The organism is Lunatimonas lonarensis (genome assembly GCF_000390185.1).
Taxonomy (GTDB): Bacteria; Bacteroidota; Bacteroidia; order Cytophagales; family Cyclobacteriaceae; genus Lunatimonas; species Lunatimonas lonarensis.
This window is the reverse complement of record NZ_AQHR01000015.1, coordinates 58,726-73,062: the sequence shown is the minus strand read 5'-3', so window position 1 is coordinate 73,062 and position 14,337 is coordinate 58,726. Positions and strand designations below refer to the sequence as shown.

At 45.5% G+C, this 14,337-nt stretch carries 14 protein-coding genes and 2 tRNA genes; 4 read left to right on the top strand and 12 right to left on the bottom strand.

All coding sequences use genetic code 11. The features are described 5' to 3' along the window. Positions 1 to 39 precede the first annotated feature (39 nt). The 12 genes from ADIS_RS01785 to mutS all read right to left on the bottom strand — a co-directional run bounded on the left by ADIS_RS01785 (position 40) and on the right by mutS (position 10,690). The gene (locus ADIS_RS01785; RefSeq protein ID WP_035804306.1) at positions 40 to 525 is read right to left on the bottom strand and encodes a hypothetical protein; all 486 of its coding nucleotides are present in this window, start codon (positions 523 to 525) and stop codon (positions 40 to 42) included. 11 nt (positions 526 to 536) lie between these two features. Continuing rightward, a complete protein-coding gene (locus ADIS_RS01780; RefSeq protein WP_035804304.1) occupies positions 537 to 1,097 on the bottom strand; it encodes a hypothetical protein in 561 nt (186 codons plus the stop codon). 1,146 nt (positions 1,098 to 2,243) lie between these two features. Then, on the bottom strand, positions 2,244 to 2,684 hold the full coding sequence (locus ADIS_RS01775; protein WP_155907016.1) for a hypothetical protein: 441 nt from the start codon (positions 2,682 to 2,684) through the stop codon (positions 2,244 to 2,246). A 44-nt stretch (positions 2,685 to 2,728) separates the two neighbouring features. Next, positions 2,729 to 2,947 carry a hypothetical protein gene (locus ADIS_RS01770; protein ID WP_010852550.1) on the bottom strand — a complete coding sequence of 73 codons (219 nt, stop codon included), beginning with the start codon at positions 2,945 to 2,947 and terminating at the stop codon, positions 2,729 to 2,731. A gap of 100 nt (positions 2,948 to 3,047) precedes the next feature. Beyond that, positions 3,048 to 3,335, bottom strand: coding sequence for a hypothetical protein (locus tag ADIS_RS01765; RefSeq protein WP_010852549.1), 288 nt, complete (start codon positions 3,333 to 3,335; stop codon positions 3,048 to 3,050). Positions 3,336 to 3,700: 365 nt separating this feature from the next. Then, positions 3,701 to 4,249 (bottom strand): hypothetical protein, encoded by a 549-nt coding sequence (locus tag ADIS_RS01755; RefSeq protein WP_010852547.1) that lies wholly within the window; start codon positions 4,247 to 4,249, stop codon positions 3,701 to 3,703. Positions 4,250 to 4,269: 20 nt separating this feature from the next. Then, positions 4,270 to 4,713: a hypothetical protein gene (locus tag ADIS_RS01750; protein ID WP_010852546.1), complete on the bottom strand. Its 444-nt coding sequence runs from the start codon at positions 4,711 to 4,713 to the stop codon at positions 4,270 to 4,272. Between the two features lie 669 nt (positions 4,714 to 5,382). Next, positions 5,383 to 5,697 (bottom strand): hypothetical protein, encoded by a 315-nt coding sequence (locus tag ADIS_RS01740; RefSeq protein ID WP_155907015.1) that lies wholly within the window; start codon positions 5,695 to 5,697, stop codon positions 5,383 to 5,385. A gap of 25 nt (positions 5,698 to 5,722) precedes the next feature. Continuing rightward, on the bottom strand, positions 5,723 to 7,429 hold the full coding sequence (locus ADIS_RS01735; RefSeq protein WP_035804312.1) for a glycoside hydrolase family 43 protein: 1,707 nt from the start codon (positions 7,427 to 7,429) through the stop codon (positions 5,723 to 5,725). A gap of 276 nt (positions 7,430 to 7,705) precedes the next feature. Then, positions 7,706 to 7,789 (bottom strand) — tRNA-Leu (locus tag ADIS_RS01730). A 73-nt stretch (positions 7,790 to 7,862) separates the two neighbouring features. Then, positions 7,863 to 7,935: transfer RNA gene (locus tag ADIS_RS01725), tRNA-Gly, on the bottom strand. A 154-nt stretch (positions 7,936 to 8,089) separates the two neighbouring features. Further along, on the bottom strand, positions 8,090 to 10,690 hold the full coding sequence (mutS, locus tag ADIS_RS01720; RefSeq protein ID WP_035804292.1) for a DNA mismatch repair protein MutS: 2,601 nt from the start codon (positions 10,688 to 10,690) through the stop codon (positions 8,090 to 8,092). A gap of 216 nt (positions 10,691 to 10,906) precedes the next feature. Between mutS and ADIS_RS01715 the strand changes: the two genes are divergently transcribed. The 4 genes from ADIS_RS01715 (at position 10,907) to ADIS_RS01700 (ending at position 14,213) form a co-directional block, all read left to right on the top strand. After that, positions 10,907 to 11,485 carry an RNA polymerase sigma factor gene (locus tag ADIS_RS01715; protein WP_010852540.1) on the top strand — a complete coding sequence of 193 codons (579 nt, stop codon included), beginning with the start codon at positions 10,907 to 10,909 and terminating at the stop codon, positions 11,483 to 11,485. A gap of 8 nt (positions 11,486 to 11,493) precedes the next feature. Next, positions 11,494 to 12,327, top strand: a complete 834-nt coding sequence (locus tag ADIS_RS01710; protein ID WP_010852539.1) for an anti-sigma factor family protein — start codon at positions 11,494 to 11,496, stop codon at positions 12,325 to 12,327. Next, the gene (locus ADIS_RS01705; RefSeq protein ID WP_035804290.1) at positions 12,324 to 13,490 is read left to right on the top strand and encodes a hypothetical protein; all 1,167 of its coding nucleotides are present in this window, start codon (positions 12,324 to 12,326) and stop codon (positions 13,488 to 13,490) included. Before ADIS_RS01710 ends, ADIS_RS01705 begins: the two co-directional genes overlap by 4 nt. 180 nt (positions 13,491 to 13,670) lie before the next feature. Continuing rightward, positions 13,671 to 14,213 carry an RNA methyltransferase gene (locus tag ADIS_RS01700; RefSeq protein ID WP_010852537.1) on the top strand — a complete coding sequence of 181 codons (543 nt, stop codon included), beginning with the start codon at positions 13,671 to 13,673 and terminating at the stop codon, positions 14,211 to 14,213. The last annotated feature ends 124 nt before the right edge of the window (positions 14,214 to 14,337 follow it).

Genomic DNA, 14,337 nt, shown 5'->3' with positions numbered 1-14,337 from the left:
CCCTACCCCTACAAAGCCTTTATTTATTAAATGCCTAATTCAAAATTCTAAAATAACAGATTGTCCGATAATAATGTCTGTTGAAAATTTTCTAGACTTATTGTTAGAAAAAGAGGTTATTGGCCCAGCCATCATATTCATTTCTTTATTATAAATTATTAATTCTGATCCTTCGGCCAAAAAGAAATCGTTAAATATCATATTAATAGAATGGGAGTTTTCAGAATACACTTCAAGCTTCCATACATTGCCTCCCTTAACCTTTTCCCATCTGCCCGAATTTTCCAAAGTGAAATCAACATCGATATCCTTACCGAATCTCGGAGGAATTCCCATTTTTGCTTCCTCCAGATCTTCCCGTTTGAGTTTTTCCAAATCTACTTTAGGCATCCGAACTACAGGTGCATCGAAAACTGTTCTCGTTGGGATAGAAGCGTCACCATTAAAAAAACTTAATGTAGGAATCTGGGAATAGGCGTTGTTAAAGTAAAACAAAACTATTAATACAAGTGGAAGTCCCTTCATAATACTAACTATTAAAATATTTCAAATTCAATTAAATGATCATAGTTCAGGAATATTACCTTTTCCTCTATTGTAAATTCGATGGTCTGATTTATTGACGTTTTGTAAATTCCAACAGGAAGTGGGAGGTTATTAGATGTCTTACAAAATGGGGGGCAGCAAAAATTTTCTTCAGGACTCCATGGTATTTCAAACCGAAATTCGCCTTTAGGTGAAATTAAAAATTGGTTTAGTGAAAATTCACAGAATATATTATGGTAGGGTTTGGAAATGGGAATATAGTTTCCTAAATCCTCCAAACGGTACACCATAAAGAAATCGTCATCAATAAAGGAAGGTGAAAATCTTACGTAATCTTCACTAAAATTGGATAGGATAAAGCTAAATCTAAAATTCTCTCCCTCCTTAAACATAATTGATGGGTCTCCATTTTCATTTAAAAGCTGAAACCTTATGTTAATTGGATTGTTGGGTGTGGGATCACTTTCAGCACACCCCATCGTCATTGAAATAAAAATCACAATCCCCACCAAAACCATCCACGTTCCTTTCAAAATAAATACTTCTTTCATAAGTAAAACATTAAAACAAATCCCAATGGTTTAAGCAAAGTATAATGACATTTAAAGCATTTAAGATAAAACTTTTATATATAAAATACAAATAATTTTTCAGTCATTTTTACCACTAGACGCAGCGTTTTAGCTAAACGCTACAAAGTGGCCTGAAAAAGTTCGGTATTGGAAAACCCAAACCAGCAAATGACATACAAAGTCCAAGTGCAGTTGCCAAAAGGCTAATTGCAATTATACCCCCCGAATGCGACCCATTTTATCAAATACGAAGAGGGTAGGAAATCCAGGGAATTATTTCCCGCAACGAACGCAATGGTGGGGCAGCGATATCCTGGATTATCATAGAGGACACCGTATGAAGATGACAGGGCTCCGCCCCTTTGAGGTTGCATTCGGCTTGGTATTTTCTACTAAGATCTCAGGGCTAACGCCCCTGGCGTGAATAGAAGCCTTTGCTACAGGTATTTTTGATTGCTACTTGAAATGACGGAACCGAATTCAGCCTTATTTTCTTTGCGTCTTTGCGCCTCTGCGAGAACCTTTTGTTCCCTAGCGACCGAAATGGCAGCGGATCTGGCGGATTTAGGCGTGTTCGGTAACTGGTCGTCTTATTGAATACCGTAGCATGGCTCTCTTTGGTACTGGCTTTAGGGACGCTATTTACTCCACCCTAAGCTGCCGCACTACTGTGCCGTTACGGTGCTCGAGGTGTACGACGTAGATGCCCGGTGTGAGGTGGCGGATGTCCAGTTGATAGCTGCTACTGTCTGAAATAAGACGGGAGTATTCACGGCATCATTATTCATTCGCCTAAAATCCTCATTCAACACATCGATTTGCGATTCTATCTAATCCATATTTACATTAAGCCCGCTTCCGATAGGTAGCTACGCCATTGTGCAATATATGGATCTTTACAGTAATGCATTTAACAGCTCGAACGCTGCGAGTAATATTCTCGTCCAGTTCTTCAAGAAAGTGGTTAAAATGTTCCTCCATCCCTAGGATACCTTGGTAAAGGGACGGATTATACTTTAGGATATGCTCCAAATTTAGATTGCTTGCACACCTGCCTTGCGCCAACCCAAATCCGAAAAGACAGCATAATGCCAAAATAGATAGTAAATGGATTGTTTATCTTAACTATTTCCGGATAAAGTAGTTTGCGTCGCCAAACACCGGATTGGACACTATTAGGGTATCTGCTTTAAATGACACAACTAACCTAGCACCGGTCTCGACTACCTTTAAGCCAAAAGAGTTTTCATAGGCTTCCATATAGAATTCCGAGTCCCGCACCACCATACCGTTTTCGATGATCCGCATGGTCCCATCCCTGCCAAAAACAAATTGTTTGTTTTTCCCCTCCGATTCCGGAGTCTCGATCAAGACGCCACCTTGACGACGATTAACAAGAAGAGATTTAACCCAATCCCATTCCCCCACAAGGACGGCATATGCGTCATCTAAAGTTCTTACTTGATTCGGCAAACCATCATCCTGGCACCCCCCAAGTATCGGCAAGATGAAAACCATGCTCAAAATAACACTCCATTTGATTCTAAAAATCCTTAGCGTCTCCATCTTAATCTAATTTACTTAAAACCTTATTTATCATAGAAAAAACTTTAAAGCTCTCTTATTCCATAATAATATAATGTTGAATCTTGTCTCTCTATTTTTCTCGATGCCTTGAAGAAATCAATATCAACATCAATCGCCTTCCCAAACCTGAATGGTTTAGTCAAACTTTCGTCATCTAAATCTTCCATGAGAAATTCATCTATGTTGATTTTGGGAAGGGTATATCTTGGAATACTCTCAACATCCACGCCTTTAATTTCCAAGGGAGAAATTGACTCAGAAAGCTATATTTGACTGTTAATTTGACCCAAAGATGGTATAGAAAAAACAATTAAAAGGATAATTATTTCAACAAATATTAATTTACATTTCGGAATCTTCATGGCACCTGGTTTTGGTGATATTTAAAATGGTAATAAAAGGAGATGGTTCGCAAATGCTGAACTCTTTTCGGGGATATCCCCCCATTCTGTATTGAAAATAGAAAATATTTCCCGCTAAAATAAACTCCTCAAGCTCCCTCCTATCAGGCAACTGGGAGAGAAAAATCGTATCTATGCTAGCAACAACGGAATTGGCATATTTCTTGGAATTGAACATTCCCTCCCAATGCTTTGCAATATCACTTTCTCCCAAAATCTCAACGACCATACCGTCGCAATATGTCCCTGCATATCTACCTTGAATACAGACTTCTTCAGATCCTCTTTCCAAACAACCTTTGCTGCAAAAACAGACCAGTGTGAACAATAGAAACTGAATTTTTGTATTTGAAATCGACAAAGTATTCATTTTAATATTATTTAATTGAATTAGTCAATTAGTAATTAAATTATTTATATGGATAAGGCGGATTTGCCATCATCCTTTTCATTAGATTCTTAAAAATTCCTTCTTTCATTTTGTGACGGCTGAACCGGTCGGTGTACTCGTTGATATAAGGTTGAAGATTCATTACCGAATGGTGAGTGCCTCTAAGCCAGACTTTGAACATCCTAGTCACTCTATGCATCTGGTTACAGTTCTCTCCCTTTTTTCCTGATGTTGGTTAGCAATTTGAGTGCATCAGCTCCCCTTAGTACTCTCAAATGCTTGAAAACGCTATTGGTTTCCAATATTGTTATCTTTAAAAGCTTATGTAAATCTCTGATCTCTTCCTCATTGATTTGTGAAAATCCTATTACCAATTCATCCGTAACAGGCATTTCCAAACCTTCTTTGAGTTTAAACAAAGGTTGGATGGAATACACGTTTTCAAAACGCTTAAGATAGTCGATTATGTCAACTGAAGCTCTTTTAGTGGTTAAATCCACAATAGCAGTCTTTTCATCCTTCCAAGAAAGGGAAATTTCAGGAGAAATTCCTTTAAGTTTTAATGATTCCGCCTCTTTTGCCGGTATTGTATCATACCTGAGTACATAGTGGTTTTCAACGGTGTAAAGCGGTATTTTCTCTTCAAAGGCATAGTAATAATTTTGTTCTTTATTAAGAACGGAAAATGAGAAAATGATCCCAAGAACAAGCAACAAAAACAGGACGGGTATGACAAAGTTCTTCATTTTCATTTTAGATTATTGTTTTATGATTATATTTTTTCTGCCTTCAAGACTATATATTCTGGATCCAGATAGCGCAATATATGCCCTGGAAAATAACCAATACAATGGTATCGTGAACCGATGTCTTCCTCCGATATCTGATAGGAAAATTTCATTTTGAACATGTCACGACTCTCTTCTGGCAAAAAACTGTGCCATTCCAGTGGAACATCAAACATGTCGGCTGGTACCCCAAACAGCATCAAGGTATCGGGGTTTGCGCCTATGGTTACTACCAGATATCCTTTGCCCTCTCCTTTACTTGTCACTATTGTAGCATCGCCAACGCAAGGATGGTGGCCAATGATGTATCCTTCGGCCTGAAAGACTGGTGGTTCATCGTTATCTTGGCATCCCCCAAGAATCGGTAAGAGAAAAACCATGCCCATCCAAACCATCCATTCAATTTTAAAAATCTTTAGCGTCTCCATATTAAAGTAATTTACTTAAAACCTTGTTATATAGTAAAAACTTTAACAAAGTTAAAACAATTTAACACCACCTAAGCTAGTGATCCAATTATACAAATTAGTTTTATACTTTCTTACCTCGAGACGTAATCAATAGGCAAAATGCTACAAGGTGAAAGAAAAAAATTCGGTATTGGAAAATCCAAACCAGCAAATGACATACAAAGTCCAAGTGCCAAAAGGCAATTTCAATTACACCCCCCGAATGCGACCCATTTATCAAATACGAAGAGGGTAGGAAATCCAGGGAATTATTTCCCGCAACGAACACAATGTTGGGGCAGCTATATCCAGGATTATCTTAGAGGACACCGTATGAAGATGTCAGGGCTCCGCCCCTTTGAGGTTGCATTCGACTTTGTATTTTCTACTAAGATCTCAGGGCTAACGCCCCTGGCATGATTGGAAGCCGTTGCTACCGGTATTTTTGATTGATTCTTGTAACGAGGGAGATGAATTTACCGCTTTTTTTCCTTTGCGCCTCTGCTTGAATTTCTTGCTCAGCAACGACCGAAATGGCAGCGATTCGGGCGGATATAGGTGTCTTTGTTACCAGGCGGTACTAATGACTATTTGGGAATAACGTATTTTACTTGACCGATTGCCAGAAAGAAAAATGGGAGCAAAATCTTAATTTTCATAAACTTGAATATTAATTTCATTTTGAGATAAATCGTTGGGAATGACTCCAAAGCAATAGATAATTCCCTTTCCAGTAAAGTCAGAAATACTAATCTCAATTTCATACACAAGATTGGTACCTCCTACTCTATACAAACCTTGATCCCTGAAAATTGGAAATCTCATTGATTCAATTCTGGTAACTAAAGGAAAAAAATTATCAAAATCTATTGCTGGAATTTCGTCAGAGCAGGAATTAACCACGTCCCAACCTGCGAAACGAGTTGGCCTATTCTTTTCGTGCTCTTTGCGCCTTCTTGGCACTCTCTGCGGTTATCTTTTCACTCAATCACTCAGGCTTTACGTCGTTGGCAGTGGTGGCGTAGAGCCCAATCAGGGTTCCGGTGAATCCTCCCGCCACATTGGTGGAAAGGATGTCCCCTGAAACGCCTCCGCCCAAATTCTGAAAATCACCCCCTTTTGTCGCATAGCTGAAACGGTAAGCATCGCCTTTCGCTTCTACCCGAAGCTGTACCGGCCCATTTGCCGTAAGCTTGTCGCTGCCTACCAACGTAGAGACACCGTTTTCCGTCCGCTCCAGTACCAAATACTGCTCATCGCCTTTCCTGGTAATTCCAAAAACATAATGGAATTTCTCGCTTTGCAGACAGGTTATACCCGCCAGATCCTTTTCCGAGGAGGGTGAATAGTCCATGGTCGCCGTAAAGCTGAATTTTTTGTGCTGCTGCCGGTAAAAGAGCGATGAAATTGGTTTTACCTCTTTGATGTTGACCGCAAAAGGACGTATTTCCAACCCCTTTTGGCTGGTGGCGATAAAATCTTCCCGCGGCCCTCGCAATCCGATCCAGCGGTAGTCCAGCATTTCGGATTGAAATGTTTCCGTGTAGGTAAAGTTGCCATTCGGAAAGTAACCTTCTTGCCCGGTTTTGTTCTGTACACCTGCGGGCACTTTGAGTTTGGGGCTGATGGGGATCAGGCCATTTTCAAAAACCGGAAACGCTCCGGTCCAGTCTACAGGCAAGATGAACGTTTCGCGACCCGTGTTTACCCGATCCACTTCATTGGGGCGAATACCCAGAAAGACGCCATAATACCTGTCATCCGGGCCCAGCACCAGATCCGCATGTCCGGCCCAATCCACTTTATTTTTTCGGTCCTTTGCGAAGTATCGCTGGGTAAGGATGGGGTTGTTGTCTGCCGGCACGTAGGGACCGGTTGGCTTGTCGCTTACAAAGATCACTTCGCTGTGCCACGATCCGGTTCCTCCTTCGGCACACATCAGGTAGTAGCGCCCATTTTTTTTGTAGATATGCGGGGCCTCTATCCAGATGGGTTTTTGGCTAATGTCGACACCTCCATCCACAATCACTTGGTCGGTTCCCTTGATCACTTGGTCTGCGCTGACATCGTATTCCCATAGTTTGATTACCCGATGCCCTTCGTAAAGCGCTTTCTCCGGAGCATCGTTGTGTATCACATAGGCTTTTCCGTCATCATCAAAAAACAATGCCGGATCGATCCCCGCAAAGGCCAACTTGATCGGATCACTCCATCCCTCCCGTGGATCGCTGGTTTTCACCACCATATTGCCTATTCCTCCGGCGAATTGGGTCGTGATCATATAAAACGTGTCGTTGTGGGGATTGTAGATTATATCTGGTGCATAGATACCCGCACTGATCCCCGTATCGGCTACTTTCAATTGGGATTTTCGGTCCAATACATGTCCTAGTTGGGTCCAATTCACCAAGTCATTGGAATGAAAAATCGGAACGCCCGGAAACATCGCAAAGGATGAGGTAACCATGTAGTAGTCATCTCCTTTTCGGGTAATGGAAGGATCCGGATAACAGCCCTGCAAAATGGGGTTGTAAAACTCGCCATCCGCCAAGGGATAGTCGTTATACACGTTATCATTGCCCTGGTACACCGCATTGGAGAAGGTTGGATAGTTCTCCGGTGTTTGCTGGCTGTGGGCTAGCCCTAGGCAGAATAGGATAAGTGTTAGGGTAGCAATTGCTTTGGGTGTTTTCATTTCAATTTTTCTTTTTCGTGCCGTCTTGTTCTTCAGTTGATTTGGTTGGTTGAAAAATCCCAGTTGCTTGTGGGGCATCCAAGCATCATGGAACAAAAGTCCTTGGTACTACCCACCTGTAAAGCATAAGGCTTTGGAAACCATTCATGGATAAGTATCAACTGAATACTTCAAAGGCTTAGCGAAGCTACAATATAGGCAAAAGAATGTTTTTAGCCCAAGGCATAAAAAAAGCTTCCCTTTTCGAGGAAGCTTTACATTTGGCATGCTTGCATGTACCAGGAGCGGGACTTGAACCCGCACGACCAAACGGTCACAAGATTTTAAGTCTTGCGTGTCTACCAATTCCACCATCCCGGCATATTTCCTTTATGTATCCCTTCAATTCAAAGGGCCCATAAAGAATAAAGCCCTTGGTAGAGGGCTTTAGCAGAGCGAAAGACGAGATTCGAACTCGCGACCCCGACCTTGGCAAGGTCGTGCTCTACCAACTGAGCTACTTTCGCTTTTGTAATGTAAAGAAGACAACCGTCCGATGTATCCTTAATGTGAATGCAAATTTACCTGCTTTTTTATAAAAGGCAATAATTCCATGCAAATATTTGTGGTTGTCCACTGCCCCCGTAAGTACCTATTTGATTTTTAGGCGGAAAAATACCGCTAGGCAAGGGTCTTCTTTATTTCGTTCAGCTTTAGTAGCGCCTCTACGGGCGAAATGGTGTTGATATCGATGGCATCCAGCATCTCCTTTGCCGCCTTGAACTTGGGGTCCATCTCAAACAGGCTCAGCTGGTAGTTGTTTTTGGGCATATCCTTGATCCTGTCGCGCTGTCCTTTAAGGTCCTTGTCCTTCTCCAAGTGCTTCATGATCTCAGCGGCACGCAGCACCACCGGATTGGGCATGCCGGCCATCTGGGCCACATGAATCCCAAAACTGTGTTCACTCCCTCCCTTTTCCAATTTGCGCATAAAGATCACCTTGTTGCCCAGCTCCTTTACAGATACATTGAAGTTTTTGACCTTCGGAAAGTCCTCTGCCAACTGGTTCAGCTCGTGGTAGTGGGTGGCAAAAAGCGTCTTGGCCCGGCACTTAGGCTGATTGTGCAGGTACTCCACGATGGACCAGGCGATGGATATCCCGTCATAAGTAGAGGTACCCCGACCGATTTCGTCCATAAGCACTAGGCTGCGGTCACTTAGGTTGTTGAGAATGCTAGCTGTCTCGGTCATCTCCACCATAAAGGTAGACTCCCCCTTGGAGAGATTGTCCGAGGCTCCGACGCGGGTGAACACCTTGTCGATGATACCTAGCCGCGCATAGGAGGCCGGCACAAAGCTTCCCATCTGCGCCATAAGCACGATCAAAGCAGTCTGCCGCAGCAAGGCGGACTTACCCGCCATGTTGGGGCCGGTGATGATGATGATCTGCTGGGTGGCGTTGTCCAGAAAGATATCGTTGGGAACATAGGCTTCGCCGATCGGTAGTTGTTTTTCGATCACCGGATGCCGCCCATCCTTGATCTCGATGGATTCGGTATCTGCCATCTTGGGCAGGCAATAGTTGTTTTCCGATGCCACCTGCGCAAAGGATATCAAAACATCTAAGGTGGCCAATATCCGGGCATTTTGCTGTATGCTGGACACGTAGTCGCTGGCATCCTGCACCAGGAGGTTGAAGTATTTTTGCTCCAGGGCGATCAGCCGCTCCTCTGCATGGAGAATTTTCTCCTCATACACCTTGAGCTCCTCGGTGATGTAGCGCTCGGCATTTACCAGGGTTTGTTTGCGTATCCACTCCTGGGGCACCTTGTCCTTATGGGTATTGCTCACTTCCAGGTAGTAACCAAAGACCTTGTTGTAGGCTACTTTCAGAGAGCTGATGCCGGTTTTCTGTACTTCCCGCTGCTGAAGTTGTACCAGGTAGTCCTTGCCCGAATTGGCAAGCTTTCGGTATTCGTCCAAATCGGTGTCCACGCCGTTCTTGATGATGCCTCCCTGATGCGTCAGCATGGGCGCATCTTCCATCAGTTCCCGGTCGATTTTTTCCAGTAAAAACTCACAGGAATTGAGCTGATCCGCCAGCTTCTTCAGGGAGCTGTTGCTCTCCGAGCTGAGCAAGGTCTTGATGGGTAGGGTACACTTTAGGGCCTTTTTGAGCTGGTTCATCTCCCGCGGGTTGATGCGCCCCACCGCCACCTTGGAGATCAGGCGCTCCAGGTCGCCGATATGCTTGAGGTGGGAAACGATTTCCTCGCGGAAAGGGGGATTTTCAAAGAAATGCTCCACCATTCGCTGTCGCTCTACGATAGGTTCCTTCTCCTTCAGGGGGAGCACCATCCATTTTTTCATCATCCGGCTGCCCATGGGGGTATGGGTGTGATCCAAAATCTGAATTAGCGGCACACCGCCCTCTTGTTGCGGGTGGATCAACTCCAGGTTGCGGATGGTAAACTTGTCCAGCCACACATATTTCTCCTCTGCGATGCGGGAAATGGAGGCAATGTGTTTGACCTCCTTATGTTCGGTTTCCTCCAAGTAATACAGGATAGCCCCAGCCGCTACGATCCCCTGGGGCAGGTTTTCGATACCAAAGCCCTTCAGAGAGTTGGTCTGAAAATGCTGGGTAAGGCGTTCGTAGGTATAATCGTATTGAAACACCCAATCCTCGCAATGGAAGGTAGTGTAGTCACTTTTCAAAAACTCAGTTGCGCGGGCCTTGGCGGCCTTGGAGTAGATCACCTCAGAGGGGCTAAAGCTTTGCAGCAACTTCTCTATGTAGGCTGGTTGCCCTTGTGCGGCCATGAACTCACCGGTGGAAAGGTCCAAAAACGCTACCCCGAGTTCTTCCCTGTCAAAATAGATGGAAGCCAGAAAATTGTTCCGTCGCTTGTCCAGCACGTTGTCGTTAAAGGAAAGTCCCGGAGTCACCAGCTCGGTCACGCCCCGCTTTACAATGCCCTTTACTTCCTTGGGATCCTCCAGTTGATCGCAGATGGCTACGCGGTTGCCCGCGCGGATCAGTTTGGGCAGGTAGGTGTCCAGGGAATGATGCGGAAAGCCGGCCAACTCAATATGGGAGGCGGCTCCGTTTGCCCGTTTGGTCAGTACGATGTCCAATATTTTACTGGCCTTTACCGCATCCTCTCCGAAGGTTTCGTAAAAATCTCCCACCCGAAACAGCAACAAAGCACCGGGGTGCTTGGCCTTGATGGCGTTGTACTGCTTCATGAGCGGCGTCTCTTTTACTGCTGCTTTAGCCATAAATCCGATTTGATCGTAAATGAAACCCTGAATTTACTCTATCCATCCCATAAAGAAAAATGGATGCGATGAGTCATTCCATCCATGCGTGCCGGAGAGGTTCGATTTTTGCCAATTCCATGTATCCGAAAAAATTTTCGGTCCAAATAAAACTATTTTTACCCTTGGGGCATCTTACAACCAACCAAACCTTGAAAACCGGCACCAGAAATACAGATGAACACCGGCCCATCCGTCCATATTGCCCTAGTAACCCGCGCGATTTCCGGTGATTCGTTCGCAAAGGATATACTCATCAACGACTGGTACAAACGCGTATATAATTACGCACTCAGGTTCTTGGGAGATCACGACCTGGCCATGGAGGTGTCGCAGCTTACATTTATCACGGTACACGGTAAAATCGAATCGTTAAAAGATCCGTCGAAATACCGATCTTGGTTGTACACCATATTGGCCAATAACTGTAGAAGCCAAAAGCGCAGAGGTAGAAACCCTTCACTTTCGGCTCTTTCCAGTACGGCACCCGCCAATCCGGAAGACTTTGCCTGTAGCAGCTCCAATCCGGAGCAGCGCATGATCGAGCAAGAAGCTACCGACCGTTTAGAAAAGGCCATCCTACGCTTGCCGGAGGTGCAGCGGGAGGTGCTTATCATGAAGGAATTCGAGGGGCTTAAATTCAGGGAAATCGCCGAATCCCTGGGTATTTCCGAAAATACCGCCAAATCCCGGCTTTACTACGCATTCAAACATCTAAAAGAATCACTGAGTGGCTATACTTACCACCCGCAATGAGACCGCCTATGGACTTTACCCCTGATGAAACTACCTGGATGGGTTATTTGTATGGTGAACTGGATCCCGAGACTCACCGTCGGGTAATGCAGTACCTTAGCAACAACCCCACCGCAAGGCTGGAGCTGGAGCAATTCGCTTCCCTGCGACGGAAGTTGAATACGCTGGGAGACAAAACCCCTCCGCCGCTTTCAATGCCGGAACGTCGAAAGGGCACCAGCATCCTGTTTCCCACATTCCCAAAAGCCATGCAATACGCCGCTACGATGGTGATTGCCTTGGTATGCCTGATGGTGGCGGCCAGGGCAACCGAGCTCCACATTCGTTGGAGCACCGACGGGCTTTCTGTGGGTTTTGGAAACGTTCAGATACCGCCAACCTTTCAGATAGCCGCTACCAGCGAGGGAGTGGAGGACAGTGGGAATATTCCACCGCCTACCTCGGCAAACTCTTCTGTTGATTCAGGGATGAACCATGTCCAGCAGACCTTGGATCGGGAACTGGACAAGCGGTTTCAGCTCGCAAAGGAGGACTGGATTAATCAGATCGGACCGGAGATGGAGATGCGCATGGATGCCTATTTCCTGGCCGTCCGTGAAGAACAAGCCCTCCAACTTGCCACCTACTGGGAAGAGGTAGCGCTAGCGCAAAAGGAGTATACCGAAGTCCTCTTGCAGGATTTCTCCCAAACCCTCCAACTCCTTCGAGAGGAAGACCTAGTTTTTCTCTTGGAGAGACTTAATGGGATACAATACGAAAATGAACAACGACAGCAAGAAATCAGTGACCTCCTGATATTCTTGCTGGCCGAATCAGACACCGCTAAACCCAAGCAACCATGAAATTGAAATCGAGCAGCCTTACATATCTTTTAGTCGTCCTTTTCTGTACCAGTCAGTTCGCCATGGGCCAGAAGATCGACCGTGAACGAATGCAGCGCGACCTGAAGGTAGCCGCAGCGATTCTAAACAGCTTGTTTGAGCCCGACCAGGCATTTCTGGTGAGCCGGAGGGACGATCGAAGGCAAGCCCAGTACCTCAGTGGCTATGGGGTAATGATGACGCTGCCCGCCCATGCTTCTGTTTCGGTGGCACCCAATATCCGATTTATGCCCGGCAGTAACCCGAGAACATTTTCAGCCACTTCAGACCCCGTCCAATCCAGGATTCGAATCGGACACTCGCTGCTGGACAGCGGTCGAATAGCTACTCTCCGCCCGGGCAGCCCATTGGACCGTGATAGTGTGGAGCAGGCGCGAACCTTGCGCTCCAAGGAGCTTGTTGCGGAGTATTTCCTGGACTATGCCCATCTTATCACCCAATTGGGTTCCGAGGACCGAATCAAAATCGTGGAAGAACGCTCGCCCTTTATCTCCGGAGGTCGCTTCGTGCCGCAGTTTCAAGCTTCCAATGTGGCCGGAAGAATGCAGCGTTTTGCAGCCGAAGTAATATTTGGCGATGTGATCGCCTACCAAAATGGGAGGATTTCGCGGGAAGAAATGCTCGGGAGAATACGCTACGCAGGTGGAGACGACTCCAAACAGCAGGACCTGGAGCTTCTGGCCAATATATTGGATAGGTTGTACCGCCCCGATCTTTCGGAGACATTTTATTACACCGGGTTTGCCTTCTACGACCGCATCCCGGATTTTGGGGTGATTTACCACCTCAATATGCTTACGAGACCGGATGAAAGCACGTATAGCTTTATCATGCGGGAGCGAATGGGTAGTGCTGGAAGCCAAGAGCCGGATTCGGAAAAGCTAAAGGAGGAATATCCTCAGTTTATAGCGGGGCTAAAGGCAAATATGCTCACCTACGGCCGAACCCTCAAGAGTCTGGGAGAAGACGAAAAACTGGTTTTCAGCATTCGGTTTGGGGGATACCCCCACGCCGAACTGCCGGAGTTCGTACACCTGACCGTTGATATGAAGGATCTTTCGGCCCTAAATGCCGGTACACTTACCATGGAACAGGCCCTGGATCGGATCCTTGTAGATGAATAGGTCGAAGTTTGCGTTCCTGCCGCTATCTTTGCGTCTGGAAAGAACGAAGAGCGCATGAAATCGAGCATGACGTAGCCGTCACACACTGGGATGCCCCGATAGCTACCGGGGCAACCATGCGAGATTCCATCCCGATAAACCGGGACTAAGTTGTGACCTTTGAAAAACAATTATAGACACATGAAAAAGTTAAGTATGGACGAGCTGGACCGTCTGTCGGTGGAGGAGTATAAGTCTGTGGAGAAAAGTCCGTTGATACTGGTGCTGGATAATGTTCGAAGCCTAAACAATGTAGGTTCCGCCTTCCGCACCGGAGATGCCTTCCGTATCCAAAAGATATACCTCTGTGGCATTACCGGCAAGCCACCCCACCGGGAAATTCAGAAAACCGCCTTAGGTGCCACTGAGTCGGTGGATTGGGAATATGTTTCCGACACCTTGGAGCTGCTGAGAAAGCTAAAAAATGAGGGCGTCCAAACCGTGGCATTGGAACAGGCTTCCCAAAGCGTTGCCCTCCATCACTTTCAGCCGCAGCCGGGAACTACCTATGCATTGTTATTTGGTAACGAGGTCTTCGGGGTAGACGAAAAAGTAGTGGCCGAAGTCGATCAAGTGGTCGAAATCCCCCAGCTCGGCACCAAGCATTCGTTTAATATTTCGGTAAGTATTGGCATAGCCTTATGGGATATCGCGGGAAAACTCCGAATATTTGATGGGGATTGATTGCCGGACATACCGCTTTAGGCTTTTCGCAGCAATGCGGCTGTGATAAAATAGTTGAAGAAGGGCTAAATAATTTGATATCGACCCGTTATCAGGTGTTAACATTCGGAAAAATATCGTTATT

Excerpts from the sequence above, each read along its gene's own strand:
- ADIS_RS01705 (WP_035804290.1), top strand. The coding sequence starts at position 12,324 with ATGAAATTGAAATCGAGCAGCCTTACATATCTTTTAGTCGTCCTTTTC.
- ADIS_RS01755 (WP_010852547.1), bottom strand. The coding sequence starts at position 4,249 with ATGAAAATGAAGAACTTTGTCATACCCGTCCTGTTTTTGTTGCTTGTT.
- ADIS_RS01765 (WP_010852549.1), bottom strand. The coding sequence starts at position 3,335 with ATGGTCGTTGAGATTTTGGGAGAAAGTGATATTGCAAAGCATTGGGAG.
- ADIS_RS01710 (WP_010852539.1), top strand. The coding sequence starts at position 11,494 with ATGGACTTTACCCCTGATGAAACTACCTGGATGGGTTATTTGTATGGT.
- ADIS_RS01735 (WP_035804312.1), bottom strand. The coding sequence starts at position 7,429 with ATGAAAACACCCAAAGCAATTGCTACCCTAACACTTATCCTATTCTGC.
- mutS (WP_035804292.1), bottom strand. The coding sequence starts at position 10,690 with ATGGCTAAAGCAGCAGTAAAAGAGACGCCGCTCATGAAGCAGTACAAC.
- ADIS_RS01750 (WP_010852546.1), bottom strand. The coding sequence starts at position 4,713 with ATGGAGACGCTAAAGATTTTTAAAATTGAATGGATGGTTTGGATGGGC.
- ADIS_RS01700 (WP_010852537.1), top strand. The coding sequence starts at position 13,671 with ATGAAAAAGTTAAGTATGGACGAGCTGGACCGTCTGTCGGTGGAGGAG.
- ADIS_RS01780 (WP_035804304.1), bottom strand. The coding sequence starts at position 1,097 with ATGAAAGAAGTATTTATTTTGAAAGGAACGTGGATGGTTTTGGTGGGG.
- ADIS_RS01785 (WP_035804306.1), bottom strand. The coding sequence starts at position 525 with ATGAAGGGACTTCCACTTGTATTAATAGTTTTGTTTTACTTTAACAAC.
- ADIS_RS01775 (WP_155907016.1), bottom strand. The coding sequence starts at position 2,684 with ATGGAGACGCTAAGGATTTTTAGAATCAAATGGAGTGTTATTTTGAGC.
- ADIS_RS01715 (WP_010852540.1), top strand. The coding sequence starts at position 10,907 with ATGAACACCGGCCCATCCGTCCATATTGCCCTAGTAACCCGCGCGATT.